Annotated in this window: 24 protein-coding genes, 1 pseudogene and 2 other annotated features; of the genes and pseudogenes, 9 read left to right on the forward strand and 16 right to left on the reverse strand. The window is 39.3% G+C overall.

Annotated features, from left to right (window positions below; all coding sequences use genetic code 11):
- Positions 1 to 163 precede the first annotated feature (163 nt).
- Positions 164 to 1,672, forward strand: a complete 1,509-nt coding sequence (locus tag MHH40_RS06410; protein WP_050944767.1) for a helix-turn-helix domain-containing protein — start codon at positions 164 to 166, stop codon at positions 1,670 to 1,672.
- Positions 1,673 to 1,725: 53 nt separating this feature from the next.
- Here MHH40_RS06410 and MHH40_RS06415 read toward each other — a convergent pair whose 3' ends face one another.
- From MHH40_RS06415 to MHH40_RS06480, 14 genes are all read right to left on the reverse strand, one after another.
- Complete coding sequence (locus MHH40_RS06415) at positions 1,726 to 2,007, reverse strand: hypothetical protein (RefSeq protein WP_003217864.1); 282 nt, start codon at positions 2,005 to 2,007, stop codon at positions 1,726 to 1,728.
- Positions 2,008 to 2,320: 313 nt separating this feature from the next.
- Positions 2,321 to 3,601: a hypothetical protein gene (locus MHH40_RS06420; RefSeq protein ID WP_050944768.1), complete on the reverse strand. Its 1,281-nt coding sequence runs from the start codon at positions 3,599 to 3,601 to the stop codon at positions 2,321 to 2,323.
- Positions 3,602 to 3,627: 26 nt separating this feature from the next.
- Entirely contained in the window at positions 3,628 to 4,194 is a 567-nt protein-coding gene (locus MHH40_RS06425) for a hypothetical protein (protein WP_050944769.1), read from the reverse strand.
- A 172-nt stretch (positions 4,195 to 4,366) separates the two neighbouring features.
- Positions 4,367 to 6,289 carry a threonine--tRNA ligase gene (gene thrS / locus MHH40_RS06430; protein ID WP_050944770.1) on the reverse strand — a complete coding sequence of 641 codons (1,923 nt, stop codon included), beginning with the start codon at positions 6,287 to 6,289 and terminating at the stop codon, positions 4,367 to 4,369.
- Positions 6,290 to 6,341: 52 nt separating this feature from the next.
- Positions 6,342 to 6,566: a binding site (T-box leader), on the reverse strand.
- A gap of 34 nt (positions 6,567 to 6,600) precedes the next feature.
- Positions 6,601 to 6,823 (reverse strand) — a binding site (T-box leader).
- A 76-nt stretch (positions 6,824 to 6,899) separates the two neighbouring features.
- Positions 6,900 to 8,084, reverse strand: coding sequence for a DUF1835 domain-containing protein (locus tag MHH40_RS06435; protein WP_050944771.1), 1,185 nt, complete (start codon positions 8,082 to 8,084; stop codon positions 6,900 to 6,902).
- A gap of 279 nt (positions 8,085 to 8,363) precedes the next feature.
- The gene (locus tag MHH40_RS06440; RefSeq protein WP_050944772.1) at positions 8,364 to 9,194 is read right to left on the reverse strand and encodes a DNA alkylation repair protein; all 831 of its coding nucleotides are present in this window, start codon (positions 9,192 to 9,194) and stop codon (positions 8,364 to 8,366) included.
- A gap of 186 nt (positions 9,195 to 9,380) precedes the next feature.
- Positions 9,381 to 10,568 (reverse strand): MFS transporter, encoded by a 1,188-nt coding sequence (locus MHH40_RS06445; RefSeq protein WP_050944773.1) that lies wholly within the window; start codon positions 10,566 to 10,568, stop codon positions 9,381 to 9,383.
- A 48-nt stretch (positions 10,569 to 10,616) separates the two neighbouring features.
- On the reverse strand, positions 10,617 to 11,432 hold the full coding sequence (locus MHH40_RS06450) for a MerR family transcriptional regulator (protein WP_050944774.1): 816 nt from the start codon (positions 11,430 to 11,432) through the stop codon (positions 10,617 to 10,619).
- Between the two features lie 139 nt (positions 11,433 to 11,571).
- A complete protein-coding gene (locus MHH40_RS06455) occupies positions 11,572 to 12,084 on the reverse strand; it encodes a hypothetical protein (RefSeq protein WP_050944775.1) in 513 nt (170 codons plus the stop codon).
- 4 nt (positions 12,085 to 12,088) lie between these two features.
- Positions 12,089 to 12,499, reverse strand: a complete 411-nt coding sequence (locus tag MHH40_RS06460; RefSeq protein ID WP_050944776.1) for a DUF6508 domain-containing protein — start codon at positions 12,497 to 12,499, stop codon at positions 12,089 to 12,091.
- A gap of 106 nt (positions 12,500 to 12,605) precedes the next feature.
- Positions 12,606 to 14,465: an alpha/beta fold hydrolase gene (locus MHH40_RS06465; RefSeq protein ID WP_050944777.1), complete on the reverse strand. Its 1,860-nt coding sequence runs from the start codon at positions 14,463 to 14,465 to the stop codon at positions 12,606 to 12,608.
- Positions 14,466 to 14,523: 58 nt separating this feature from the next.
- Entirely contained in the window at positions 14,524 to 15,090 is a 567-nt protein-coding gene (locus tag MHH40_RS06470; protein ID WP_050944778.1) for a TetR/AcrR family transcriptional regulator, read from the reverse strand.
- Positions 15,091 to 15,243: 153 nt separating this feature from the next.
- Positions 15,244 to 16,629: a 23S rRNA (uracil(1939)-C(5))-methyltransferase RlmD gene (rlmD, locus tag MHH40_RS06475; RefSeq protein ID WP_050944779.1), complete on the reverse strand. Its 1,386-nt coding sequence runs from the start codon at positions 16,627 to 16,629 to the stop codon at positions 15,244 to 15,246.
- Positions 16,630 to 16,727: 98 nt separating this feature from the next.
- Positions 16,728 to 17,597, reverse strand: coding sequence for a DNA-3-methyladenine glycosylase family protein (locus tag MHH40_RS06480; RefSeq protein WP_050944780.1), 870 nt, complete (start codon positions 17,595 to 17,597; stop codon positions 16,728 to 16,730).
- Between the two features lie 435 nt (positions 17,598 to 18,032).
- Between MHH40_RS06480 and MHH40_RS06485 the strand changes: the two genes are divergently transcribed.
- The 3 genes and pseudogenes from MHH40_RS06485 (at position 18,033) to MHH40_RS06495 (ending at position 20,164) form a co-directional block, all read left to right on the forward strand.
- Complete coding sequence (locus MHH40_RS06485) at positions 18,033 to 18,545, forward strand: hypothetical protein (protein ID WP_050944781.1); 513 nt, start codon at positions 18,033 to 18,035, stop codon at positions 18,543 to 18,545.
- A 132-nt stretch (positions 18,546 to 18,677) separates the two neighbouring features.
- Positions 18,678 to 19,637, forward strand: a complete 960-nt coding sequence (gene corA / locus MHH40_RS06490; protein WP_003218035.1) for a magnesium/cobalt transporter CorA — start codon at positions 18,678 to 18,680, stop codon at positions 19,635 to 19,637.
- A gap of 32 nt (positions 19,638 to 19,669) precedes the next feature.
- Positions 19,670 to 20,164: pseudogene (locus MHH40_RS06495) on the forward strand (DUF2716 domain-containing protein).
- Positions 20,165 to 20,199: 35 nt separating this feature from the next.
- Here the strand turns inward: MHH40_RS06495 and pdaA are convergent.
- Together pdaA and MHH40_RS06505 are read right to left on the reverse strand one after the other, a co-directional pair.
- Positions 20,200 to 20,991 carry a delta-lactam-biosynthetic de-N-acetylase gene (gene pdaA / locus MHH40_RS06500; RefSeq protein WP_003218060.1) on the reverse strand — a complete coding sequence of 264 codons (792 nt, stop codon included), beginning with the start codon at positions 20,989 to 20,991 and terminating at the stop codon, positions 20,200 to 20,202.
- 101 nt (positions 20,992 to 21,092) lie between these two features.
- Positions 21,093 to 21,284: an SE1561 family protein gene (locus MHH40_RS06505; RefSeq protein WP_003218031.1), complete on the reverse strand. Its 192-nt coding sequence runs from the start codon at positions 21,282 to 21,284 to the stop codon at positions 21,093 to 21,095.
- A 146-nt stretch (positions 21,285 to 21,430) separates the two neighbouring features.
- Between MHH40_RS06505 and yfkAB the strand changes: the two genes are divergently transcribed.
- The 5 genes from yfkAB (at position 21,431) to MHH40_RS06530 (ending at position 25,665) form a co-directional block, all read left to right on the forward strand.
- Positions 21,431 to 22,552 (forward strand): radical SAM/CxCxxxxC motif protein YfkAB, encoded by a 1,122-nt coding sequence (gene yfkAB, locus MHH40_RS06510; protein ID WP_050944782.1) that lies wholly within the window; start codon positions 21,431 to 21,433, stop codon positions 22,550 to 22,552.
- 7 nt (positions 22,553 to 22,559) lie between these two features.
- Positions 22,560 to 23,396: a mechanosensitive ion channel family protein gene (locus tag MHH40_RS06515; protein WP_003218032.1), complete on the forward strand. Its 837-nt coding sequence runs from the start codon at positions 22,560 to 22,562 to the stop codon at positions 23,394 to 23,396.
- Between the two features lie 257 nt (positions 23,397 to 23,653).
- Positions 23,654 to 24,373 carry a YebC/PmpR family DNA-binding transcriptional regulator gene (locus MHH40_RS06520; protein ID WP_012009270.1) on the forward strand — a complete coding sequence of 240 codons (720 nt, stop codon included), beginning with the start codon at positions 23,654 to 23,656 and terminating at the stop codon, positions 24,371 to 24,373.
- Between the two features lie 460 nt (positions 24,374 to 24,833).
- Positions 24,834 to 25,031 (forward strand): hypothetical protein, encoded by a 198-nt coding sequence (locus MHH40_RS06525; protein WP_024425263.1) that lies wholly within the window; start codon positions 24,834 to 24,836, stop codon positions 25,029 to 25,031.
- 64 nt (positions 25,032 to 25,095) lie between these two features.
- Positions 25,096 to 25,665: a YIP1 family protein gene (locus MHH40_RS06530; RefSeq protein WP_159037609.1), complete on the forward strand. Its 570-nt coding sequence runs from the start codon at positions 25,096 to 25,098 to the stop codon at positions 25,663 to 25,665.
- Positions 25,666 to 25,680 lie beyond the last annotated feature (15 nt).

The raw sequence follows: 25,680 nt of genomic DNA on the forward strand, positions 1-25,680 counted from the left end.
ACATTTGTTTTCGTCTAATTTTTTTCTCTTTTATCATGAAAAGTGAAGACAAAACGATTTAGCCTAAACATTACAATCATTTCATGCCTATTTTGAGAATCAAATGTTCTTTAAGTGAACTTCATAATATAGAGGCAAGCCAAGGGAAGGAGTTAGTTGTTTGATGGAGCTCATTGATAATAAATCAAAGAGATGGATAAACATTTTAAAACTGCTTGTATCTAAAAATAAGTGGTGGAGCCTTCAAGAGATATCGAATGAACATATCGGTTCGGTTCGTGCCATCCAAAGCGATTTAGAACAAATGAAATCGTTCAAAACAGAGAACGGTGAGCCGTTAATCCACATAAAGCCAAGACAAGGCATCTCCATTTGTTATACACAGACGATACGAGTGGACTACTATATCAAGGAAATTTTAAAAGATACGATTGAAATTCGATTGATTGATGGCATTTTTTTCGAACAAAACAGGTCCTTCTATGAATGGATGGACACGCTTAATATCAGTAGATCCACATTGTACAACACCATTCATAAAATCAATTCCATTCTTATCTCTTACGACATTGAATTGCGCCCAGATAGTATGCAGTTCCATGGAAATGAGAAGGAGATTCGTCAATTCTTTGTTGAATTTTTGTTTGAAGTGTATGGAAGCCGGCTTTGGCCATTCGATGATATTCAAAAGCAAGATGCAGTTGATTTATTACAGGAGCTATTTCAGGTGCTAGAAGTCAATGTACCAGATGTGGCGATAGATAAATACTGCCTATGGTTTGCCGTTTCCATTCACCGAATGAGGAAAAATTTCACAATAAGCCGTAAATATACGTACTCAATGAAAGAGGAAAAACAAAGTTCTGTAGCCAAAGGGATCTATGATCAAATCCAAACATGGGAAGAGCATATTTGCCGAATGACCAAAGACGTATTTGATGTGACGCTGGATCATCATGAATTTGTCTTTTTGCTATTGATTGAACCAGCTATTGGACACTTTAAATCAATTGAAACTGTCGAAGAAAAATTGACGTTCTTTCAGTCACATACCCCACGACTTTATGATGCCATTCATTCATTTATCAACCAATTGGAGTCGATTTTTCATCAAGAAATAGCGAATCGAAAGGTGATGACACTCATTCTTCTCCAATATTATGTGTATTCCAATGAAATTACCGTGAGAGATGGGTTCCTTTTCAAAAAGAAATCGAGCTATTTATCAGAGGTGAAAAAACAGTTTCCTTACTTCTATTCGAGGATTACTCATATCATCCAAGAGCTAAAAACAGACGATATCCTCGGTTCTTTTGTGAAAAATGAACGTGAATTGATTCGTATGATTACGTCTTCCTGGAGAGGACTTGTTCATTTGGAGATGGAACGGAGAAACGCGCTGAACATTTTTGTTATTTCAACATTAGGCTATTATCATAGCTTGTTTATTGCTGATTTAATTAAATTAAGCGTGCCTCCTCTCATTCACATTTTCACAAGTCCAGAGAATACATTAAATGATGTCACGATGGATCAGCTTGGGATTGATATGATTGTGACTGATACTGAGCTTCCGATTCAATTCGGGCGGTCTACGCTGCTGATTAGCTCTTTTCCAACAAAGAAAGAATTGGACAACTTGCACTCAAGATTGGTTGATATGACAGGCTAATGTTCATCAAAAAAAGCTGCTGAGGGGCTCTCAAGCAGCTTTTTGCTTCTGTATTAATGAAGCACTATTTGTTCATTCATCAAATCAATGGCATAAAGTGATTGCTCATATTCATCTAATAGAAGGTATACTTTGAGCGGTGCAGCGGTTTGATCTGTCTGCTGCGTGAATAGGACACAAGTGAATTTTTCGATCCCCTCTGGCAGCTTGCTTTTCAGAAAAGGATGAAGAATAGGAGAGATTCGAAGGGTATCAACATCTTTTAGCCAAAGTTCATCTTGTAACGCAGGATAATGGTCAACCAAAAACTGACGAAACACTTCCAATGTACTCAAGGTAGACATCCTCACTTTCTTCTATCATGGCTTCAAGCTTACCTAAATCAAACATGTTCAAAGTCATCCTATGATGTCAGCCCACCAAATGTCGTATACTACTAGAGACACGATTTCATTTTTTTCAAAAAGCATTGTAGATCAACTTTACTGTCATGAGTATTTCATATGTATGATGTCTACTAATATTCCAACCGATGGACCTATGATCATATTCTTATCTGTTTCTTTCGTGATGAAACGACAACTTCCTGCTACAAAATTCCAAATTTCTTCAAAAAATTGGTGCAATGAGACAAAAAAGAACAGCTTCTCACTGTTCTTTCAAAGAAAACACTTCGCCGCTCTCTGCATCAACACCAACATGGCAATCGAGCTTTCCGCATAGAACATATTGTTTTTGCGCTTCGTCATAGACGTAAATAGGTGTAAGTTCAAGACGTTCTCTCAATTTTTCAAAGGCTTCTTTCTGAGATACAGAAATATCACTTGCCGCTTGAGAGGGGCTGAGTATCCCGCACACTTGAAACATTTCTTTTTTATCTATGTAATTTACGGCTTCAAACGAGCTGGCGTCAATGAAGACCTTGATCTTGTCGATAAACACACTGCCTTCTTGCCCGTTCGTTTTTAATATCGCATCGATGTATCCATGCTCACGATGGAGTGTTTTCAGAACCCACTTCCCTGTATCCTTTGGATATTTTTGCGCCAAGAAGGTTCGGACTGCTTTGATACACTCAGCTTGCTCTTCTTTTGATATCGGGAAAGTATCTGGTGACGGTTCCAATGAGAAAGCTTGTTCAGCTGAAATGTTCTCATGAATGTTCATTTCCTTTTTTTCAAAGGCATTGTTTATCGGTTCATTCCACTCAATGACCTCATTCATGTGTATAAAGTGCGTTTCTTCACGCCCAATTTCAAACGGAAGCGTTCCTGTTCCATCGTTTTTCACATAAATTTCTTCTAATGCATAAATAGATCGGATTCGGTTGTGCTCGAAGGAAGGCCATTGAAACAGCTGTACTTGCTGCTCGGCTAAGTTCTCCAGCTTATCAAGAGAAAGTGCATATTCCTCAGCTTTCAGTAATGTTTTGGCTAAAAATGGGCCGTGGTGTGTAAAGTACATGAGCTGTCCATGTTCATTCCATTTCACTTCGATTCTGCCTGATGGCGTCACTTTCACACCATCTATTGCTTCTTCGAAAGAAAGTTCCCCTTTCTCCTTCTGATGCATATGAAAATGCTCATCATAGATCAACCCTGTTTCTTGTTCGATCCATTGAATGACATGAGCTGGATAAGGTCTCTTAAACGTGACACCCTGCTGCGCATAGGTTTTGTCCATGACAAAAATAACCGATTCAATCTGTCCTGTATTCAAATTCACTTCAATGACAGCTGTGCCGTCTGGGTTGATATCGTCGTCCTCAGGTTCAGCTTCATGAGAGGGGAACCATTCCATATTCAATGTATAAATCGTTTCATTGAACATGTTGACGTAACGATGAAAGCTGTGTCTTTTTAGATCATAAAGATCTAAGCCAAATTTCGCCTTTGTCTGATCGATTAGTTGTTGAATGTTTGCATTCAATGGTTTCACCTCAAAATGGTTATGTTTTATGGAAGAACAAAAATGACGATAAAGATGAAGATGATGATTGCCATAAAAAATCCTAAAGCTATTGCCATTATGTTTGACTCTTTTGTGTAGCCTGTTAATTCACCTACAGTCGATCGGTCAATTTTTCTAAAACGAAAAAGCATGCTTATATTTAAAATGGCTAGAACCATCAAAAACAAGAAAATGATCAATGCAGGATCGACGTCACTGAATGTATTATCCACATTTTGAAAAGTGAATGATTGAATAAACATAATGCCACTCAATATGACTTTCCAAACATTATCTAACCGTTTTTCTTTTTCCCACTCTTTCCCTAATTTCTCTTTTTCATAAATAGCTATCTGCTCGAAAATTGGAATGAAAGATTTTGTTGTCCCTTTTCTAATAAAGCCTAAAATGCCTTGAAGAAGCATTAAAATTCCTAAACAAAAAAGGAAATGTGTAAATTGGATTTTAACAATTTGAATCAACATAAAAAATACGATAATCATAAGTCCGACAAATAAATTAGAGACAGCTATTTGTTTTGTCCTCATCTTTTTCAGTGCAGCTTGTTCCATGTCATAAACTCCTCCCCGTTTCAAATGTTTCTGTTGAACGCTCTATCTTTATTACGATTTCACTGAAAAAATGTTTCAATATTTCCCCTTTCTACTGTCAATTCGGCTTTTTTCGCAAATGAAAAGACGCCCATCATTCGAACGTCTTATTCTTCTTCAAGAAATCATCACATCATATTTGGGCAACCGTTCTGTTTTTTATTTGTTGAACTGCCAGATATTTAAAGTCATCAATAGAGAGCTGTCTAGATGTCTTTTCTCGATGCTGTCTGATATTCAGGGTTTTTTCTTGCATTTCTGTATCACCAATGACAGCGATATAAGGGATTTTTTGCATTTGTGCTTCTCTCATTTTATAGCCGAGTTTTTCATCCCGTTCATCGATTGTAACTCTGATTCCGATCTTTCTTAATTGATGCTGCACCTCAAGGCAATGATCAAGGTGAATCTTTGAGACAGGAATGATTTGTACTTGCACTGGTGCCAGCCATAACGGGAAGGCACCTGCAAAATGCTCGATGAGAGTCCCAAAGAAACGATCTAGAGAACCAAAAATGGCACTGTGAATGACAACTGGTCGTACTTTTTCATTCTTTTCATTGATGTATGTTAAATCAAATTTCTCAGGCATTTGAAAATCTAGCTGAATTGTGGCGCACTGATGGCTCCGCTGCAAGGCATCTTTTATATGAAAATCGATCTTCGGTCCATAAAATGCCCCATCTCCTTCATTTAGCTGGTAATCGACCTTTAGCCGATCAAGCACATTCTTTAGCGCTGATTCAGAGATATCCCAAATGGCATCATCCCCTAACGCTTTTTCTGGACGAGTGGATAGTTCCACAGAGTACTCAAACCCAAATGTCCGATACACATGATCAACTAATTGGAAAATCCGTTTGATTTCAGCTTCAATTTGATCTTCTCTCAAAAAAATATGGGCATCATCTTGGCAAAAAGTTCTGACCCTGAACAATCCATTTAATGCTCCGCTAAATTCATGACGATGCACCTGACCGAACTCAGCCATTCTGATCGGAAGGTCTCTGTATGAATATAAGTTATTTTTAAACATGAGCATATGTCCTGGACAATTCATCGGTTTTAAAGCAAAGCTTGTATGATCTACTTCTGAGAAATACATATTTTCATGATAATGATCCCAGTGACCTGACTTTTCCCATAGCTCTTGGTTCATCATAAACGGTGTGCTCACTTCTTCATATTGCGCTTTGTTTCGCACTTCTCTTGAAAAGGCCATTAATTCATTTCTCACAATCTGACCTTTTGGTAAATAAAACGGCATACCTGGCGCTTCTTCCGAAAACGTGAACAGAGATAATTGTTTCCCTAATTTCCGGTGATCACGTTTGCTTGCTTCTTCCATGAAATGAAGATACTCAGCTAGATGTTTTGGATGTTGAAACGCTACACCATACACTCGCTGCAATACATCTTGATGACTATCCCCCCGCCAATAAGCCCCTGCAACACGTGTTAGCTTAAATGACTTTACGAACCCAGTAGAAGGTAAATGAGGCCCGCGGCATAAGTCGATAAATTCACCCTGCTGATACACTGTGATGGCTTCTTCAGATGGGAGTCGTTTTAAAATATCCAGCTTATATGGATCATGTGCAAACAACGATTCAGCTTCTTTGTAAGTGACCTCCTTTCTTTGGATGAGATGATTCTCGTTTATGATCTTTTCCATCTCTTTTTCAATTGCAGCCAAATCCTCTACACTTAATGTTTGATTCAGCTTCATATCATAGTAAAATCCATTTTCGATAACAGGTCCGATTCCAAGTGTGACATTGTCGAATAACCTTTTCACAGCTTGGGCTAATACGTGTGCCGATGTATGGCGCAGTACTTCAAGCCCTTCTTTTGAATCGAGTGTGACAATAGACAGCCGAGCATCGCTGTCTAGCTGATGACTTAGATCAACCATTTGATCATTGACCTTTCCTGCCACTGCTTTCTTCCTTAAGCTCGGGCTAATATAGGAGGCAACATCTGCGACAGTTGTACCTGCAGAAAACTCCTTTATCTTTCCATCTGGAAATTGAATCTTCACCATTTTTTCTCCCATCACTGACACACCTTTCACTTTTTTTGAAATAAAAAAACACACCCATCCCGCGTAAAGGGACGAATGTGTGATTCGTGGTTCCACCCAAATTCCCATAATGCATATTCGCTTTATGGCTCTGGTGCCGTAACGTGGCATAGTCGGTATTGGATACTGCGATTTTCCCCAATACAGCTCAAAGGTGGTAAGACAACTTTTCTGCGTTAGGAAGATTTCAGCGTAACTTCCCTCTCTGGTAACCGATAAAAGTTGCTCATGTCCTTTTCAAAGCAATCATATATGAGTGAACAAAAAAACACACCCATCCCTCATAAAGGGACGAATGTGTGATCCGTGGTTCCACCCAAATTCCCATAACGCGTATTCGCTTTATGGCTCTGGTGCCGTAACGTGGCGTAGACGATATTGGATACTATGATTTCCCCAATACAGCTCAAAGGTGGTAAGACAATTTTCTGCGCTAGGAAGATTTCAGCGTGACTTCCCTCTCTGGTAACCAGTAAAAATGGCTCATGTCCTTTTCTTCGCTTTTAATTTCTCCATATCTTACATGAAGGTGATGGATCATGTAAAGCTTTATTTTTTTGCAGTGCTACCGAAAGCTCATTCTTTAAATGAAATATTGCGTATATTCACTCGGGCTGTATTCAATTTGAAATGCAGGGGATAAGGCTCGTTCCACTTCTTCAGTGATACGCTCTCCTTCTTGATTGAATTTCTTTTCCATGTCTGCACCATTTGGCAGCAAATCATCTGTCTCTTCGTCAAACCAGCGGCCATACTGTATAGCCCAATTCCAAATCTTCGAGAAAAGGGTATCGCTTATTGGTACATCGTCTCTTTCTAAATGACATTGACAATGCCCACAATGAAAAGGTTCACCACCATAAGTTCCTTCTATTTTTAGAAAAGGGTGATCCTCAAATTCACGGCAGCACACCCATTTTTTGAAGCGCTGACCGAAGTCTGTCAGTTTAATTGAGTAATAACGCATGGAGGTGCGCCTTCCTATCATGTCAAAGATCCCTTGATCAATTAATGTCTTTAGACGATACTCAATAAAATCATCACCGATATACTGTTCTAAATGACCGATCACTTCTCCTATTAAGCGTGGCGTTACGATGTACTCCTCTTCTGGATGGGACTGATGAAGCCGCTTAGCCATTTTCACTAAATAAGCATCAAATTCATCCTCTGGTACGCTGATCGTTTGCCCTTTTTGCCATATCCGCAGCGTATGATTTTCTTTAGCAAATGAAAGCCATTCATTTTGTAATCTCTCTCTTTCTTCTTTTGTCACTGAATGAATATGCTCTTTACTCCCGTACAAAACCTTCAATTTTTCAGATGTGATTTCCCCGGCATGCCGAATATCCATTCTTCTTGTATTTGTATTGAACAGTTGATCAAATGCGGTCGTTGTATTGATGAGAGACAATTCAATGTTTTTCTCTTTTAATAAATAGATGGCATATCGCAAGCCAATTTGCTCATGTGCATTACTGCCTGTCCAGATGAGAATACGCGTACCGTCTTTTATATCTTTTATTTGCTGAAGCATTCTGTGATGACCGGTGACCATGTCGTCAAAATGGCCAAATTCATTTGATATCACGTTACGTAGCCACTCTATACGCTTCTCCTGACCTTCATGTTCATGCAAATAGAGAAGGGGTCCAATCGAATAAATGTCATCAAAAGCGATGATCTCATTTACTTGGTCTTGCTTCATTTCGCGTAATGCTTGTTTTAAACTACCGGCAGTTGCTGCCCCAAATACGATATGTATCATCAGTCGTCTCCCTTTATATTACAGTTTATTTCATCTTCACCTATTCCTGGTTCCCTCGTCAATTCTATTGAGTCAATTTCATTCTAAAGTATGACAATGAGACGTTAAGATAGATAATATGGATGCAGAATCGAGGAGACTAGATTTTTTATAAAAAAAGAAAAGCCCCACGAAATGGGGCCATCTGCGCACAAAAAATGGAGCTAGCTTTGAGACTTTTTTTGAATGATTTATTGATAGAAATCCCCTCAAAAAAGGAATTTCAGTTCATATTCTTATTTACAAATTCCCCTTCACAATCGTTCTCTTGGCTTTCTTAACAATTCTGCTAGTTGCTTTTGTATCAGAATCCTTTGACCACTGTTCGCACAGATTCGTTACCCAATTTGGTTGTGTTTTACTAGCGTCATTGAGCCAGTTTCCTACAGAATCTTGAACATATGTTGATGGATCAGATTTGAGTAAATTTAGAATAGGCAGTGCCCTCTCTGGCTCCTGTTTTAATAACTCAATATGCTTTGTCCATACACCTCTCGGACGGATCGCCTCTACAGAGAACCGGCGAAGATTTTCATCCTCGCTTTTTGCCCATTCTGTTAAATACTCTATACTTTGATCAATCTGAAGACTTAGACTTTCTCTTACTGACATCCACGCAATTTCTCGAACACCAAAATGATGATCAGCTGCAAATGGCTGAATGTACGCAAGTTTCTCTTCCAGTGTTGATAAACGCTGTTTGTTCATATAAGCAGCCCAGCAGCGAACGCTATCAGATACGTGGTGAGCAAATGCCTGCAATACTTCCGCGTGTTTTTCTTCATTCTCTTCGTATAGCACTTCATCTAACAATTGACCGATGAGACGGATTGCTTTCATTCCTGATTCAGCTTTTTGTTTAGTGATCTCAGATAATACATCGTCTAAATGATGGTCTAAACCAACGGACGGCAAAACATGCTGTATTAACGTCATATGATTGACAGCCAGCCATTCAGTTAAATTCACACTTTCGATCTCTCCCTGATTCAAAAGGGTCAAGACGTCACGAGGGATATCAGTCCTCTTTCGAGCGCCTTTTCGATTGATGATATCCTCACTTATTTGCATTCTATTTTCTCTCCTCGTCTAGTGGTTCTTTTGTTTGATATTCATCGTTTTTAAAAGAAATTTGTTGATGCCTTTAATCTTTGGATATTGACTCCTATTGTAGCAAATAAACAACTACACTGGTGCATTCTTCAAATCAAAAAGGAACTACCCGAAATAAGTAGTCCCTTCAATATTGAATGTAAGTTAGCTTCCTTGCTCGATCACCTTCAAGCTCTTATGCTGAGAAAATCGGTCAAACGCCACCATTAGAATGGTCATGAGTAAAGCGAGAAAAACCGTGCCAGCACTGATCCAGCTTAGGTTTAATATAGATGTTTCGCTTAACACAATCCCTCCTACACCAGAGCCTAAGGCAAATCCGAATTGAATAAATGATGTATTGACACTTAAGGCGATATCAGGAGATTTTGGTACAAGTGTGACAAGATATAGCTGCTGAGCTGGCGATGTGCTCCATGTAGCGATCATCCATATCATGATGACAGCCACCATAACCACGAGATTCCCTGTCACAAATGCTAGAAGCATGAGCATGATGATTTGCAGAATGATTCCAGAGAAAATCGTGAATATTGGGCCCTTTTTATCTGCTGCAATCCCTCCAAGGCTGGAGCCCAAAAAGCTGCATATTCCCGCCAGTAACAAAATGCCACTAATTTCTGTGATACTAAGGTTTGCTGATGCTTGCAGGAAGGGCGTTAAATAGGTAAATAAAGTGGAATATCCCCCTACATAAAATAGCGTCACTGCCACCGCAAGTAATATTCGCTTATCTTTTAAAATTGATAACTGCATACGAAGCGTCACCGGTTCTTGTTCTTTCATAGAAGGGATGCGCCTATACACAACAATCAGCGGAATGAGCGTGATCAAGCCAATGGCTGCGAATAATGCTTTCCATCCGATCATACTGCTTAGAAATGTCCCGATTGGAACGCCTAAAACCAAGGAGCTACTGAGTCCCATTAAAATGATGCCAATGGCTGTGCCTCTTTTTTCTCGTTCTACAAGACGAGTCGCAACAGCCATTGCCACCACAATCGCCGTTCCCCCACTGATTCCTTGTAAAATCCTTGTCATCATCACCATTTCAAACGAATGGCTGACACTTGTGATGACATTACTTAAAATAAAAATGATCAGCATCCATGATAATATTTTTCTGCGGTCTATATTGATCGTGAGTGCGATAACAATCGGTGCACCGATTGCTGCTGAGAGCGCTAAAGACGTGACCAATAATCCAGCAGCAGACGTCGTGACATGTAAATCATCTGCGACCATCTGGATAATGCCTGTAATGATATATTCGATCGTTCCGATTAGAAAGGCTGCTAGAGCAAGTAAATAGACGACGGCTTTATTTTTCATCGTGACGTTTCTCCTTTGGGCAATGTTTACGATTTGAGACCTCGATGTTTAATTTTTAATAGGAATTTGAATTTCAATGAGTCTGCCTTCTTCCTTTTCTGACAACGGGTAATAAATCTCTCGGCCCGGCTGGTCTTCTTTCACACAGTATCCGTTATTTTCAATCCATGTCGCCAGGTCAATACAAGCAGTTTGTGCGGATGGAGAATGTGAATGAAATAACAGCGTTGCCATTGTTTCTTCAGCGGGTAACGTACGTATCATGATTCCCTGAGGAAGAGAGCCCCTTAACGCTTTGACGGAATACCCCACCTCAAATTCGAACTCACTTTCTTTTTCGAGCGATTCCCTCCATAGCACCACTTGTGGTCCCGAGATTGATTCTTGCTGATTTTTAAGCAATAAATGATGAAACGTTTGAAAGAATGAAGGAATTTCGTCAACAGTTCCGTTGGATTGAAAAGACATGATACGTTTGCTTTCAACAGATTTGATGATAACCTCCTGTTCTTTTTCAACACATCCCTCTCGTTTAATGAGGTGCATCCGCTCCTTAATACGCGCTAATTTCTGTTGTTCTCTCTCGATCAATTGCTGAATCTCACCCTCTTTTAGCAGAAACATGCCCTGAATTTGCTCTACTGAAATATCTTCACGAAGAAGCTGCCCCATTTGTTTTAACGTAAAGCCTAATTCCTTATAGAGAAAAATTCGATTGACCTCAAGCAACTGTTCAGCTGAGTAATATCGGTATCCCGAATCTTGATCGATCTGCTTAGGCTTTAATAAATCAATTTGGTCATAATATCTTAACGTTTTGACAGGGACTTTACTTAACATAGAAAAATCGCCGATCTTGAACATCCTGCATCTCCTCCGTTTTGTTGATCTGATCAAAGTATAAACCTTTCAGTTAAGGGGAAGGTCAACATGAAGTTGAATAAATTTTTCAAAAGCGCGAAAAAACCTAGATGTCTCTAACATCTAGGTTTTGCTCATTATTCTAAAATTTTTCTAACAAGCCCATCTCTTCAACAATCTTTATATCATTCATAAACCGTTGCAAACTTACTTTGTTCTCTTTTTTCTGTAAATCTGAAGAATAACCTAAGCATAGATTAAAAATACGATCTAACCTTTCACCGACTCCGCTATAAAAATAATTTGTTAATATTCCATTATTTTCACTTGCAAGAACCACAACTGTAGCCATCTCTAGTACATATTCAATATCTTCTTTAGAAATCGTTCGATCCTTTTTCTTAGCATTCATGAATTCATGACTATGAATAGAACGTATCCTACCTTCAAGTAAATTGAGTATAGACTTTTTATAGATGACATACACACTGTGAATATCACTTTTATCAGGACAATAGGGATCTTGTAAAATGAATTTTATACGCTCATCTTCTTTTTCCATTTTTACTGCATCAAGATCATTTAATAAAATGTTATCGATTTCTTCTATTTTCATAGGAGGAAAAGTGTTGGCTGCATCTGTTTTACTTTTCATTTGATCACTCTAAACAATCCAATCTTTCTAGGCACTTTACAATAGCTCCGCTTTTAAAGAAATTGAGTATGGCACCCTCGCTAAATCGTTCGGCTCTCACAACCTCCATCATAAGAGCAAGCACACACTGCGCATTTAAATTTGAAATGTCCACATTCTCCATATCATTCATTCCCGATTCAATCCCATTTTCTCTAAGGATCTCTCTGTAGCGGATAAGCCCCATCTCTTCGTGTTGTTCTGCAAAGGTATAAATATCTTCAATCAAGTGACGGACCGTTTCAGAATAATTCACAAAGGGCATCTGAATCGGATGTTCAGCTGTACCATCATTTTCTTGATCGATCACCCATTCTCCAATAGGATCTTCCTGAAGCAGCGGTATGTATTTTGTTAGAATATCGAATTGGCTCATTCTCATCCTCCTCTATTTCATTCATACGTTTTACTTTGTTTCTCACGATTTCATCAAGTATCCTACTATTAAAATTTTTTAGCCAGGCTGGTCTACCTCAAACCTTTTATTTATCCCATACCCTCATCTGCCTTATGACCAATGTTGCCGTTTTACTCGGATGGCTAAGTGGGAAATGATGACCATATGGAACAAAATCAACCTTGCCAAGATGTGACGGGGCAGAATAGCCTTTGTCATAATCCCCCCAAATAATATGAAGACGATCCTTTGTGACCTCATTGAAATCATCTTGATTGGTTATCTGTAGTAAATGGTTAAGCTGAACCGTCGTATTTAATATTCTAGGAGACGTAAAACTATTTCTGACTTTTTCAATATAATGTTCAGGGATGCTCTCCGTATTTTCAAACAAACCATTCCTTAATACATAACGCCCTATCATATTAGTCGTTGCCCATTTCAATGTCCATTTGTTCATCAATTGAGGAACATGTCGCGATGCAGCATTTTTCTTATCAACAGGCGGCTGAAGTAAAGTGATTGAATACTTCTTATCGATGTACTCTTGTACCAATGCTTCCAAGAGAATATACGCACCGAATGAATGGCCGATTAGATGTGCACCATTCGTCGCTTTCTCCAATACCTTTTTCACGACATTCAAATAGATATCTAGAAGATGTTTCTCTCGTTTAAAAGGAGAACGTCCCAAACCTGGAAGATCCAAGATCCATACAGGTTGACCCGTTTTTTCATGTAGCTCTTGTGCTAAGGGGAATAAATCCTCTCCATCACTCAATAAACCATGTAATAAAATAAACGGTTTACCCTCTCCTTTTAATTGGTAAAGGGTCGTGTTATCACATAGTGTTCGTTTAAATAAATGATCATCCTTACCGTTTTGATTCATCATTCGATAATCCAGATCAGCTACTACAGCAGGGAAAAATTTCATGACACTCGTCTTCTGAAACCAATCTTCTCCCATTATTTTTTTCGCTGAAACATTTGAGAATGTTCGTTTTGTCATAAAATTCAGTCCATCAGAAGGAATTTTAGTAATTTTACTTACGCCACTATTCATAACAGCCTTCATTAGTGGCATTGGGACAGAGATTTTTGGTGCCCTCATATTCATACTTTCTGACATCACACTCAATAATTCACCAATGTTCTGATCGTGCTGCCAGTCTTCAACAAGCGTATATGTTTGAATAGCTGGCTGCTCCAATCTGAAAACCTGCACAATAAACCTTGCAAACTCATCGTTTGAAATAAGTGGCAACCTATAATCCTTACCTCCAGGAATCACCGGCATGAGCCCTCTTCGCATACTCTTCACAAGCAAACCTACTCCTGCTATTTGCTCTGTACTCCCCGTTTGACTACTACCGACGACAGTCGGCGGATTAATGACAGAAAGCGGATAACCTACTGCTGATGCCTGTTGACGAATATAAAGATCTGCTAAAAATTTTGTTCTCTCATATGGATTTTTTATTTTCAAATAATGGTTTCCTTCTTTAAACACATCAATTTCAATCTTGCTATTTTGATCATCAAAGGGACTCATATAACCGACAACATGAATAAATTGCTGCAAGCCCTTCAATTGATGAATACTTTTAGCTAAGTCACTCATATGTTTGGCGCCATTTAAAAAGACGGAAGCTGCCTTTTTACTTGTCGCTTGAATATCCATGGGTCCTCCTGCGTGAATGATCACATCCGTTTTCAACACCTTCTCCTTATCTTCAGCACTTAGACCCAAATCGACTTTCGTCAAATCACCTTCAACAAAGTGCATCACTGCCTCTTTTAAAATACCTCTTTCTTGAAAAATGCGTGTTGCTTTACTTTTCGACCTCACTAAAAGAAGAATGTTCACATCCTCTTTGTCTAATTCTTTCACTAACTCCTTTCCAATAAAGCCCGTTCCACCAATTAATAATACTGTTCTCATATAAACATCTCCCTTTTAGTACTAATCAGTACTAATTTAGTGTGAAAAAAAAGCTTCTTTATCGAAGCAAGTTAAAAATATGATCGGCTGTTTTTGTAATGACAGTTGCATCCTTCAATGTTTCTGAAATAAATAACGCGCCTTCAAGATTGGTAATAAATAGTGATGCAACCTCATCAATATGAATCGTCTTTCTGAATTCTCCATTCTCTACTCCTTGTTTCAGTAATAGAGAAACCTTCTTTTGTAATCCTGTAAAAAACAGACCTATTTTTTCTTTTATTTGTGTGGCCTGTGTAGGACTTTGAATATAAAGAGTAATAAATGGACAGCTTCCTTTATAATCTCTCGATTGAACTCCTTGTGATAATTGCTTCAAAAACAGTTGGATACGTTCTTCAACTAAAAATTGGTTCTGAGATAGTACGTCATCAATTGCAGATTGATACATGTCAATCCAATAATCAACGACCCCTTCTAATAAATCCTCCTTATTAGAAAAGTGATAATACACATTAGACTTTGACACTTTGCTTACACGTACTAATTCATCCATGCTTGTATAAGCAAATCCTTTTTCTAAAAATAAAGTTGCAGCTACTTCAAGCACACGTTTTTGATTCATTAATTTTACTTTTTTCATAATTAGAACTATATAGTACTAATTTACACATTGCAAGTATTTATGTTCATTTAGAAAAAGTCTGATGAAAGAAATGCCCGCTAAACAAAAAAAGCTCGAAAATCTAATATTGATTTTCAAGCCTTGATTTAAAGTCTATTTTTTCACAAGCGATACAACAGTCTCCACATGAGATGTATGCGGGAACATATCGACTGGCTGCATGTATTCGATTTTGTAGTCTTTTGACATGTATTCAAGGTCTTTTGCTAGTGTTGATGGGTTGCAAGAGACGTAGACAAGGCGTTTTGGCTTGACTTGTTTGACGGTGTCTAAGAAAGTGCGCTCGCAGCCTGTTCTTGGCGGGTCCACGACGATGACGTCAGGACGGAAGCCTTCTTTGACCCATTTTGGCAGCCAATGTTCAGCTGTTCCTGTCACATAGGTCGCGTTTTTCATGCCGTGTTTTTTGGCATTTTTCTTGGCATCATCAATCGATTCTTTGATGACATCCATTCCTCGTACTTCTTTGGCGCCATCTGAAAGCCACATCCCAATCGTTCCAACGCCGCAATACGCATCGACAACTTTTTCTTTGCCAGTTAGTTTTGCCGCTTTTTTCGCTTCGTCGTAAAGCTTTAGCGTTTGCTTCGGATTCAATTGGAAGAAAGCACGTGCACTCAGTTCAAAGGAGACGTCTCCTAAAAATTCTTGAATGACCATGTTGCCAGCTAGATGAGATGTCTTATGACCAAAGATGACCGACGTTTTTTCACCGTTGACATTGTGCATAATGGACGTCACTTCTGGCAGACGTTTTTGAATGGCTTCGGCGATTTCTTTTTTCTTTGGAAATTCCGGCTTTGATGTGACAAGAACGACCTGCACTTCCCCTGTTTCAAAGCCGACACGCACGACAATTGATCGTACGTCGCCTTTTCTCGTCCGTTCATTGTAGACCGATACACCGAATTTCTCTAAAATTTTGCGGACAACGCCCGTTGTTTTGTTCGTTTTTGGATGCTGCACGATGCATTCCTTAATCGGTACAAGCTTATGAGAGTTCAGTCCGTAAAGCCCAGCAATGATGTCACCGCTATGAGAACGCCCTACTTGGAACTGACTTTTATTTCGGTAGTGCCACGGATCTTCCATACCGATCGTTGGCCTGATATCTAGCTCTTCAACTGATAGTTTTGTATGACGTTCCATTGATTGAATGACAATATCTCGTTTTTCCTTTAGCTGCTGCTCATACGCCAAATGCTGAAGCTGACAGCCGCCGCACTCTTCGTATACTGGGCATGGCGGTTTCACTCGATGCTCGGAGCGCTTTCTAACTTTCCTAACCGTACCTTCTGCATATTTTGCTTGGACATTCGTTGCTTCCACAACCACTTCTTCGCCTGGAAGAGCACCCGGGACAAAGACTACTTGCTTTTTAAAATAACCGACCCCTTCTCCATTAATGCCAAGGCGTTTAATGGTAAGCGGAAACTGCTGTCCCTTTTGCAAAAGGGCACCTTGCTGTTTTTCCTTCACTTCATTCTCTCCGTTCTATCTGAACCCTTGATAGGTTGTCTTCATTTTATTCCATCTCATTAGTATACCATGACTTGGACAAAGAGAGAAAATCCCTTTCATTTATCTGTCTCAATGCTTCTCCATAAATATAAAGAAGCGTAGCTTAAATAAGGAGTCCAATCCTTGCTTAACACTGCCATCTCTTCTTTTGTCGGCTTTTCAGGCAGGTCAAAATGCCGCTTGATGGCGTTTTGAATCCCGATATCTGCCATCGGAAAGAGATTTGGTCTTCCAAGTCCATTCATGAGCACATTTTGAACTGTCCAAGGTCCAATCCCTCTAATCGGAAGCAGACGTTCTTCCACCTCCAGATCAGTTAAATCATGTAATTCTTCTAAGCAAAGAGAGCCGCTCACAATTCGCTTCGAGACATCGATGACATATTCCGCTTTCCGCTGACTAAATTGGAGCTTTCTCAATTCCTCCGTTTCAAGTGAGGCGATGGTTTCTGGTAAAGGATCAAACCAAACCCCCTCTATTTGCTCGCCATACGTATGAACAAACCGTTTTGTGAGTTCATAGGCAAACGCCAGATTGAGCTGCTGATGAATGATGCATTTCATCAAGCAATGATATAAGTGAAAATCCAGCATGAGCGGTGTTCCCTTATGACGCTCAAAAACGGGGGCTAGATTTGTTTGAGAAAAATGCTCATGCACAGCGTCTAATTGATGCTCCATGCCAAATATCCGCTTCATCTCACATATGAGAGGTTCCTCAGGACCATTTCCTTTCACCCGAAACATGGGTGCTTCTTTTGTTCCGGTGGCTTGAACGACGACAACGTATGGTGTTTGTTCTAATCTGATTGGTACTTTGATTTCTCTTTTATTCAAATCGACTGCTTTTAATGGATCATTTGATAAGCGTCTCAGCACTTGATCGAAGTGATATGGCGGTTCAACCACCAGCTGTTTTTCCCACATGTTTTCCCTCTTCCTTTCTGCAAACACGCGCAGATGCGATTGTTTCATTTTGCTTGAATGATTCTCTATATTAAATACTTTTGAATATAAAGAGTACAAGAATTTATCAGTTATATCTTCCTTATTTGTGGTCATTCTCCTTTTGGTCTGATGAAAGTTTTTGGTCGAATTCAGCTAATATTCGACATGATCCTCCAATATTTTAGGATCATTTTCCTTAAATTAGAAATAGAACCTCTGGGTGATATCTTCTATCCTGAAAAAATTTGTATAATTATGACATATCAAGGAGGTGACAAAGGAATAAGCTGATTAGGCAATCATTTGTTTTATCTTGCAGGAACATATTTTACCTCATTGATAACCGGCTTCACCTAGTTTCACTTTTTACGAAAAGGAAGACCCAAACATTTTAAAACAAAGGAGATCCGACCAATGAAAAAAACCATTCTTTCTATTGCCCTTGCCACTGCTGTTTCTTCGACTCTGCCAGTATTTGCTGACGCTGCTGAGAAAAAAACGTCAGCACCCGTCTCTACTACACTACAGCAAACTGTATTAAACAAAGCTGCTGAAGGAAAAGCTGGAACGACAGCTAGTCCTAATGTTAACGTCAACTTCGATGTTCTTGGGATTGCCAATGCGATTGTTAACGCAGTAAACGCAAATGCAAACCGTCCTGGGTTCGTTAAAGGCGTGATGGAAAGCACATTCTATGCTGCTGGTGGCAGATATAATGTCATGGTCTTTAACCTAAGCCAAAATTATGAAGACCGCTTTAACGGCGTGAAAACTTTTGCAACTGCTAATCTTGGTAACGTTGTTTACGGTATTTGGGTATTTGAAAGTGGTACCTTTAAAAACAACGGCGATGGCGGCTGGGATAACTGGGCGTTCAGAGGCTGGTTTGACCGTCAAGATAAATTTGTTACGTTCCATCGTCCTTAATTCTCGGTTTTATCCATCAATCATACACGCACAATGGACCGATCTCAGTGATGAGATCGGCTTTTTTATGGAGAGAATGTATAAGTTCACTGGCGTTGCTTCATGATATAATGCAAGTCTGGAGGGGTGTATATGCTGAAAAAACTTGCAGTGACAAAGAACGGAGACTTGATTGAACATGCAACATTGCACCAGCTTTCAAGCCCCGATATCGCCTGGTATTGGATTGACTTTCATGCGCCAACGGAAAAGGAAGCAGCGCTGCTGAAGGAATTCTTTCAGTTTCATCCGCTTTCAATTGAAGATTGCTTCCATTATTTACAGCGGCCTAAGCTTGATTTTTATGAAGAGTATTTATTTTTCGTTCTTCATGCTCTCAATCAAAAAACACTTCGTTCAGAGGAAGTGGACCTGTTTGTTGGGGAAAGTTTTATTGTCACCTTTCATTTAAAGGAAGCACCATACATTGATCGTGTGATGCGAAAGCTAAAAGCATCTGAACACGCGCGAAATAGTGGACCTGAGCATCTTGCCTACATGCTGATTGATGATCTGGTTGATGATTATTTCCCGATTATTTATCAAATTGAAGACAGGTTAAATGAGATCGAAGATGAAGAAGGTCATAAAACGTATGGTACTTTAATGAACGAAGTATTCGGAATTCGGTCAGACTTGTTAAAGCTAAGAAGAACAATTATTCCGATGAGAGACCTTTTATATCGTATCGTGAACATTAATATGATGAAAAACGATAAAAATAGACAAGCCTATTTCAATGATATCTATGACCACCTTCTGAAATTAACAGAGATTGTCGAATCAAACCGTGATATGACAGCCGATTTACGAGACAGCTATCAGACGCTGAATTCTAACCGAATGAATGCAATCATGATGACGCTGACCATTGTATCGACCATCTTTATTCCATTGACCTTTATTGTTGGAGTGTACGGAATGAACTTTGATAACATGCCTGAATTACACTGGAAGTATGGCTATTTTGGCGTACTGATTTTCATGGGTCTGCTCGTCTCGGGTATGCTTTTGTGGTTTAAGCATAAAGGATGGTTCCGCATATTCAAATAATGTGTAGAGTGAATGACTGAGGAGGCGGTTAGATGAAAAACTGGATTCCTTTGTCTCATCAAGAACTAAAGCTCGTATGGGAGACGCTCTATCGAGATTTCAAATTTAATCCGAGCCTCTCTCGTTTTCCCTCATTTCGCGTACCTTCTCCTTTCATTACATATGATATTTCTGCTTGTTTTGAGGACTCTTCCCTTCTTCATGCAGATGAAGACCTTGAAGAGAAAGCATGACTTGTTTTTCAGGAGCTTATCAGAACAGACGAGTATATGCTGGCACTTGATTGGCAGCACGAATGCTACTGGATCACACCATACGGCTCATTTGAAAAAGATGAATTCGGAGATTGGGCAGTGCCTGTGCTACCGAACGGGGATTATTATTTCTTTTTTTTATCAAAAGAGATGCATTGGGGCTTGCTAGGACATCCTTGGGAGCAAAGTATCACGATTTTCGGTGAGGGCTTGATTGACTCTTTCACTCGTCATCATCCGATTTTGTTTCAGCGTAAAATAAGAGAAGGATAAAGAAAAAGCTCGCAGGTCTTCTGCAAGCTTTTTTTCTATAGCTGAGGTAGATGCCATACTTTTTCAAGCATGAGATCGTCTAGGCTTTTAAAGGAATAACCTTGTTTTTTCAGTGACGTGATGGCATCATCCAATGCCTCGGCATTGTCTCTTGAGACGGTATGAAGTAAGTAAATGGCACCTGGGTGCGCCTGCTTCATCATTTGATCGTAAGCATACTGTTTTCCTTTTTGATGATGAATATGCCAGTCCACAAACGCCACTGACCAGAAAACGGTTTGGTAACCGAGCTCTTTTGTTTCCTTCAGCACTCTTTCACTGAATACACCGCGCGGCGGACGAAGATAGAGGTTGTCTTGTTTCCCAGTGATTTTGTACACGGCTTCATTGACGCGCCCCAGCTCTTCTTTGATTTCTTTCGTACTCTTTGTTGTTAAATCTGGATGGTGATAGGAGTGGTTGCCAATGATATGACCTTCCTCCGCCATACGTTTAACGAGCTCAGGCTGGTCCTTGACAAAGTGACCTGTCACAAAAAAGGTGGCTGGCACTTGATGTTTTTTCAGCACATCTAAGATCTTCGGCGTGTACCCATTTTCATAGCCATTGTCGAAGGTAAAATAAATTTCTTTCTTTTTCGTGCTCCCTAAATAGAAGGCATCATACTTTTTTAAAAGGGCGTTCAGTTCTTTACCCGCATCCGCTGGCTTGTGTTCTTTGCTTTTCGCAAATCCCCAATGGACGGGCTGATTAGACACGGCTTCCGCTTCTGAGAGAGGCATGGATACAAAAAGCGCACATAAACAGATGAGCATGTATTTTTTCATTTACGTCACTTCCCGGTTTTTCTTCTATTGTGCAGAATAAGACCGAGACTCATACACTGATTCACCTGCCAATTTAAAGAAAAAAGCCCGCACTGTGCGAGCTATTCTTCCTTCCAATCGGTTTTAAACCGTTCATATTTTGCTTCTAGGTCGTCAATCATCTGGATCAGTCTGTCTATATCCTCAACATCTGTTGATTCTGGATCTAATGAATCAATCACATTCATAAACATATCTAATCGGTTCTTTAAATAATCAACCTGCTGCTCTTTGCTGTCTGCTGCCTTGCCCATAGATACACTCCCTTTAGCATTTGTTTCTAGCTTATCTTTTTTTCCCTTGTAAATCAATGAAACCCCACTTGCGTATAACGGTGATGGGGCTTAAAATTAACTGTTGGCGGGTCCACGTTTGCCCGAATGAAAAGGAGATAGATACCATGAACCAAAAAACAGCACTTCGTCCGATTACACCTGCATATGACCCTTGGGAAGCCTATCTTGATGTGCAGGATTACGGAGAGATGAAGCTGACAAATATTGAATTTACAACTACGACGTTGTGTAACATGAGATGTGAGCACTGCGCGGTCGGCTATACTTTGCAGCCAAAAGACCCGAATGCACTGCCGCTTGATTTACTGCTTCGCCGTTTAGATGAAGTTCCGCTTCTGCGGTCCATCAGTATTACAGGCGGAGAGCCGATGCTTTCTCTCAAATCTGTGCGGGAATATGTCGTCCCTTTATTAAAGTATGCCCATGAACGCGGCGTCCGTACACAGATCAATTCAAACTTAACACTTGATTTGGCGCGATATGAAGAAATTATTCCATACTTAGATGTTCTTCACATCTCACATAACTGGGGAACTGTCGAAGAGTTTGCAACGGTCGGTTTTGCGATGATGGACAGAAAACCAACCTTTGAGCAGCGCGAGAAATTATTTAACCGCATGATTGAAAATAGCCGGGCACTTGTCAAAGCAGGTGTTACCGTATCTGCTGAAACCATGCTTAATAAACGCACACTTCCATATATTGAACACATCCACCGGCAAATTGTGGAGGAAATGAAATGCCAGCGCCACGAAGTTCACCCGATGTACCCAAGTGATTTTGCCAGCGCCCTTGAATCATTGACGCTTCCGCAAATGCGTGATGCGATTCATCAGCTGCTTGATATTCGTGATCAAGACACATGGATGCTGTTTGGCACCCTGCCATTTTATTCTTGCAGTACAGATGAAGAAGACCAGCGCCTCCTCAAACGATTGCGCCAGGAGAAGCATGTCACGGTACGAAATGACCCTGACGGACGCTCACGGTTGAATGTGAATATTTTTGATGGGAATATTATTGTGACAGACTTTGGCGATACACCGCCGCTTGGAAATATTGCGACCGATACATTGCAATCAGCTTATACTCGCTGGATGGACACAAAATTAGCAAAAGAGCTGAATTGTCATTGTCCAAGCGTACAATGCCTCGGTCCGAATGTTCTTGTGAAAAACAGCTATTATCAAGATGTTGATTTTACTTCTCGTACAGCCAGGGGGTAACCGATAGATGGACGATACATTTCTGACAGTGGTCAAGAACAAATACATTGAAATTCTAATTGTTGGACTTGTTCTTTGGCTTGCCGTCTTTATCATCAACAAAGCCCTTCAGATTTTCTTTAAACGAACGGAGTTTATTGAAGATAAGAAGAAGAAAACGATCGAGAGCTTGGTCAAATCTGTGACGAAGTACACAGCTTCAATTTGCTTTGTATTCTATGTCATTTCTCTCTTCTTTCATGATTTCGGAAAAATTCTTGCAGGTGCCGGTGTTGCCGGGATCGTCATAGGTTTTGGCGCCCAGACGCTAATTCGTGATATTTTAGCAGGCATCTTCCTGATCTATGAACGTCAGATTCATAAAGGGGATTATGTGACAGTGAATAACCTCTTTAATGGAACGATTGAAGAAATTGGTCTCCGCTCTCTGCAAATTAGAGAATGGAGCGGCAAGCTGTTAACCATTTCTAACGGGGACATCCGGCAAATTCAAAACTATAACATGCACTACATGCGGATTACGGAGTCTGTATTAATTAGTGCGAATCAAAACCCAGATACAGCCTTTCAAGCACTAGAAACGGCCTGTGACAATTTAAATCAAATGCATCATGATTTTCTTAAAAAAGATGAATTCCAGCATGCCATTGAACCGTTTCAAGTCCATGGCATTATGGGTCTGAACAAGCTGAACCGCGGGATTGAGATCACAGTGAAAGGAATGGTCGAAGATGAAAAATATTTCGATGCTGCCCTCGCTGTCCGAAAAGAAATGATCAAACAACTTCATCAGCATGATGTCAAATTGCTTGAAGATCTCGTTTATCCCCAGCCTGCAAAATAACCTCATTTGTGATGGGGTTATTTTTTATATCATCGGCTCTTATTTCTTTATTTATTAGGTGCGCCGAGCTGACTCGGGCTCTCCAAATACATGAAACGCTTGAACAGCTTGGACATATCCGTTAAGAATTCGCTTTAATTCAGCCCCTCTAACTTCTATCCTCTTGACTAATTCATGTATAATAGAAAGCAGAATGATTTCATGCAGCATGGGGACCCTCATACTGTGTATTTTCTAAGTGAAAGAGAGTGAATAAGATGGGTCGTAAGTGGAACAACATTAAAGAAAAGAAAGCATCAAAGGATGCCAGTACAAGTCGTATTTACGCAAAATTCGGGCGTGAAATCTATGTGGCTGCCAAACAAGGTGAGCCAAACCCAGAATCAAACCAAGCACTTCGTTTTGTCCTAGAACGTGCAAAAACATATAGTGTCCCAAAACACATCGTGGACCGTGCCATTGAAAAAGCCAAAGGCGGTGCGGAAGAGAATTTCGATGAGCTGCGCTACGAAGGATTTGGTCCAAACGGATCAATGGTGATCGTCGATGCCCTCACCAATAACGTGAACCGTACAGCATCAGATGTTCGTGCGGCTTTCGGGAAAAATGGTGGAAACATGGGCGTAAGCGGCTCTGTTGCCTACATGTTTGACCAAACAGCTGTCATCGGTGTCGAAGGAAAAAGTGAAGAAGAAACACTTGAGCTTTTAATGGAAGCAGACGTTGATGTACGTGACATCATGGAAGAAGATGAAACAGTGATTGTGTACGCTGAACCAGATCAATTCCATCAAGTACAAGAAGCATTCAAACAAGCCGGCGTAGAAGAATTCACTGTCGCTGAAATCACAATGCTTCCTCAAAATGAAGTGACATTAGATGATGAATCTAAAGAACAATTCGAGAAACTAATCGATGTATTAGAAGAGCTTGAAGACGTGCAGCAGGTTTATCATAATGTGGATTTAGGGGAGTAAAAGGAAATTTTGCCATAACATAAGTTTATTTAAATAAACTTATGTTATGGCTTTTTTATTTAAAACTCATCATATCTTTTGAAAGCAAAACTTTATATTCAAATTAGGAAAAACGTATCTTAATAGATTAAAGTTAAATATTCTATTTTTGTGTAAAATTTAACAAAAAAGGTTTACTACTCCTTTGTCTAGTTGTATTATAGTGATTACGAGAAATAATACATAATTTTATATATAAAAGTTAGGTGGTGTTATTATTTTTAAAATATGGTGGAAACAGTATTTTGGATTTATGATCATACCATTTATTACTATGGGGTTTATCTTTAACAACTTCTCTCACTTTACAAAAATTATCTATTTCCTTTTCCTTGCTTGGTTATTATTTAATGTTATTGACTTTTATAGAAGTGAGGTAAGAAACAAAAAGGACAAAAAGTCATGAAAGGGGGTGTAGACGTTGATATTTGAAGTAGCCACGAAATTTTTTTTAACTATTGGAACAGCAACGGAAATAGTTAATGCTGTAAATAATGGTTTAGGAATTCTAACGATAATAGGACTTGCTGGTGCTACGTATGGCTGGGGAGCAATTGCTTACCCACTTATTAGAGGTGCTGTCGCAAAGTGGGGAACAAAACAGGCAATAAACTGGTAGTATACTAGATTTAACAAAGAGGAGAGGATTCTCTCCTCTTTTAATGAAAGGTTGTTCTTACGTTATGAGATTTTTCAAGATTTTTTATCAGCCATTAGAATTGATGTACTCTCTTAATAAAAAACCTAACATAGCTCTTCCATTATTATTTTCTGCTTTAATACCCATACTTTATATTCAAGTCATTTTTGAACGCTTTGAACATGTGGAAAGCAAGTGGTTATATTTAATAGCTTTAGGTATGAGTTTTTTTTCATTAATGACTTTTTTCATTACTTCTTTTACCATCTATTTGTTATTAAATACTTTTATGTTAGATAGAGAAATCAGTTTCAAAACGACCATTTCAATTTATGGATTTAGTCAAATGCCAAAAATCTTTTTTGCCATCAGCCTTTTATTCTTTCCATTTTTAGATAACACCAATATATCTCAGTACGATCATTTTCTAACAGCCCTTGCCATCTTTATGATAAATCCCTTTAATATCTGGAGATATATGTTGTTAATATGTGGCTTTCATGTACTAATCAACATGAAAATAAAAAAATTAATTGCTATTGCGATAATTTTCGTAATCATTGAGGTATGTATTATATTTTTCGGAAGTGATATAACTCATATTTTTAGATAAAGGAGAATCATTTTT

The sequence above is a fragment of the Bacillus sp. FSL K6-2431 genome (assembly GCF_038005165.1).
In the GTDB taxonomy this organism is placed as follows: Bacteria; Bacillota; Bacilli; order Bacillales; family Bacillaceae; genus Bacillus; species Bacillus pumilus.